Raw genomic sequence first — 3205 nt, forward strand, 5'->3', positions numbered from 1 at the left:
TTAAATGCACAATGCGCCGCGTCAACGTTCTGGTCTTTCCCGTTCCCGGACCCGCGGCAATCAGAAGATACTTTCCGTCAAATTCCACTGCCTCGCGTTGCTGGGGATTGAGCCCTTCACTGTCTTCGGCTTCGTCGACATATTTCACTTCGCTTATTTTATCTTCCGCCAGATTCTTTTCCGGCTCATATTTTTCTTCTTCGTCTTTCACCAGCGACACTTTTTTCAGCGGCACGGGCGTTTCTTTCTGAACAGGAATCTCTTCTTGCTGAAAAAACATGGCTCCGGTCAAAAATTCAGATCTCTCCTTTTCATTGAAGAGTTGAATCCTGCCAAATTCGCCGTCAAAACCGCCGATGCGCGTCACCTGTCCTTCTCTCATGCGGCGAATGCCCTCTGCCAACAGGGAGCCGCCTGCTTTTTCAATTTCCGCCAGAGGAATTTCTGAAAGAATGTCAATTTCCGAACCCAGATGAGCGAGCAATTTATTGAATTTCAGACGCACTGTTTTGGTGTTTGGTCCCACGTTCAAAATTTCCGACAAAACTTCCGGCAACGGAATCAGGCTCAAAAAAGGCAGCGCGTATTCTGGCTTGCTGCCGTCCGGCCTGTCCGCCAATTCATCGACGCGATAGAGCACACCCAATGTCAATTTTTTCCCGCAGACCGGACAGATGCCGTTCGCTTCAATGGTCTCTTTCGGCGTCAGCCGCACGCCGCATTTGCGATGACCGTCCAGATGATATTTTCCTTCTTCCGGAAAAAATTCAATAGTGCCCAGAAATTTTCCGCTATCCCGATCTTTCAGCGCGTTTCTCATTTCAGAAAAAGAAAACTCGCAATCAAAAATATTTGCCTCTCTGCCCAATTTTGCAGCGGAATGGGCGTCGGAATTGGAAACGAGCACATAGCGATCCAGTTTGGATAATCGCCAGTTCATCGGCGGGTCAGAAGAAAGACCTGTCTCCAGCGCAAAAATGTGTTCCGTCAAATCTTCGAAGCACTCTTCCACAGAGTCAAAGCCGGATTTTGAACCCAACAGCGAAAACCAGGGCGTCCAGATGTGCGCCGGGATGAGAAAAGAGAGTTCGTCTGATTCGAGAATCATCTCCAGCAAATTTCGGGCATCCAATCCCAGAATCGGTCTGCCGTCGGAACGAATGTTGCCGATTTTTTCCAGCGCTTCCTGAAATTTGTGCGCCACTTCAAACGAAGGCAAAAACACGACATTGTGGTTTTTGCGCACGCGATCTTCTTTTTTGTAAATATTGCTGATTTCGCCTGTGAGGATGAACCGCACTGGTTTGCGGCAGGCAACGGGTATTTCCGCATCAACTTTTCGGGCAATATCTTCTTTTAATTTGTATAAACCTTCTTCCGCCGGTTCCAATTTTTCTTCCAGTTCTCCCAGCCATCCCGGATGCGTGACATCTCCTGTTCCCACAACAGCAATGCCTTTGATCTGCGCCCATTTATACAGCGCTTCCGGCGACAAATCCCGACTCGTGGCCCGGGAAAATCGGGAATGAATATGTAAATCTGCGATAAATTTCATTTCGTTTCTGCTTTCCTCTCGCAAAAATAGATTTCGTTTTCCGGGAAAAATGAATAAATTTTGATTTATACTATAGTCAAAAACAGGGAAAAAGTCAAGACAATATTTTGGGGTAGAAGGATTTTTTTAAAAAGATAAAAGAGTCCAGTATAAAAACCACGAATTACACTAATTACACAAATAAGAAAATTAGTAACTCAAATAAAATCAATTAGTGAAAATTCGTGTAATTAGTGGCAAAGACCTTTTTAGAGCAGACTCATAAAATGTATTGCAGCTTCGAGGTGGGCTGCACTTTGATTTTTTCCCACGCAGCGGGTTGTATCAAAATCTTTTTGCTCTGCATAAAAGGCTGACGCCTAAAATCCAATGCTTGTCTGGAATTAATCCGTCAGGATTTTATTAAGCAACTAAAAAATAGATTTGGGTCTGAATAAAAGACTGATGCCTGAAATTTGGTATTTGCGAGAGATTTTTTGCGCAGATTCGCCTGAGGCGAACAAATCCACCACAGCCAGACATATCCCTCAGATTTCCTTTAATTCAATTCCAAATGACAAATGCCCAATGACTAATCCCAAATGCCCACTCACCGCTAACCACTAAACCACTTACAACTGACCATTTACAAAAATTTCATTGACTTCGCCAATTTTATTTATTAAATTCAGCGATTTTTGAAATGATTTTTTAAAAAAGAAAATCGGACAATGAGATGGAAACAAAAACGATTGACGCAAAAAATAGGCAGCAGATAATTTTAGAATTGAAAAATTGTCCTCTATTTGCCTCTGTGTCAAACAAGGACATGGACTTCATCGCCGAATGCGTGGAATATCGCGTTTATGGCGCGGGCGAATTTTTATTTCATGAAAGCATGCCGCGGCAGGGAATTTACTGGATCATTGAAGGGGAAGTAGAAATTTTGAAAGGAATTGGTGACCAGCCGGTTCGGCTAACGCTTTTGGGCGATAATACACTTTTGGGAGAGCGAATTTTGTTGTCGAGCGAAATTCCGCATTTGACATCAGCCAAGACAACGAAAGAGACGCGGGTTATTTTTCTTCCCAAAAAATATCTGCATCAAATCAAACAGGAAAACGCGCAGCTATTTGAACAATTGGCCCGCATTGCGGGAGATTTGCTGGCGCAGCGGCTGGCTTCGGTGAAGGGTCTCACTCCGCTGGAAGAAAAAGTGCGCGTGGAACACGACTTGCTCGGAGAACGGGAACTTCCGGCGCATGTTCTGTACGGTATTCAGACGCAGCGCGCCATAGAAAATTTCCCGATTACGGGTATTCCGATCAGTAATTTTCCTAATTTAATCAAATCGCTGGCAATGGTCAAAAAAGCGGCGGCGCTGGCAAATCATGAACTGGGACTTCTTGAAGAAGAAAAAACTCGCGCCATTTCCCGGGCTTGTGATGAAATCATCGATGGCAAACATCATCAATTTTTCGTCGTTGATGTTCTCCAAGGCGGCGCCGGAACAAGCACTAATATGAACGCCAACGAGGTCATCGCCAATCGGGCGCTGGAAATTTTGCGACATCTGTACGGCTCGTACGACATCATCCATCCCAACAATCACGTGAATTTGAGCCAGAGCACCAACGATGCCTATCCCACTGCCATGCGCATCGGACTTTT

At 44.9% G+C, this 3205-nt stretch carries 2 protein-coding genes; one reads left to right on the forward strand and one right to left on the reverse strand.

Annotated features, from left to right (window positions below; all coding sequences use genetic code 11):
• Positions 1-1555 (reverse strand): UvrD-helicase domain-containing protein (locus GXO74_12015; protein NOZ62393.1); only part of this gene is annotated, 1555 nt, incomplete at its 3' end.
• A gap of 715 nt (positions 1556-2270) precedes the next feature.
• Here GXO74_12015 and GXO74_12020 point away from each other — a divergent pair.
• Positions 2271-3205: cyclic nucleotide-binding domain-containing protein (locus tag GXO74_12020; protein NOZ62394.1), on the forward strand; the 935-nt coding region annotated here is incomplete at its 3' end.

The sequence above is a fragment of the Calditrichota bacterium genome (assembly GCA_013152715.1).
Classification (GTDB): Bacteria; Zhuqueibacterota; Zhuqueibacteria; order Thermofontimicrobiales; family Thermofontimicrobiaceae; genus 4484-87.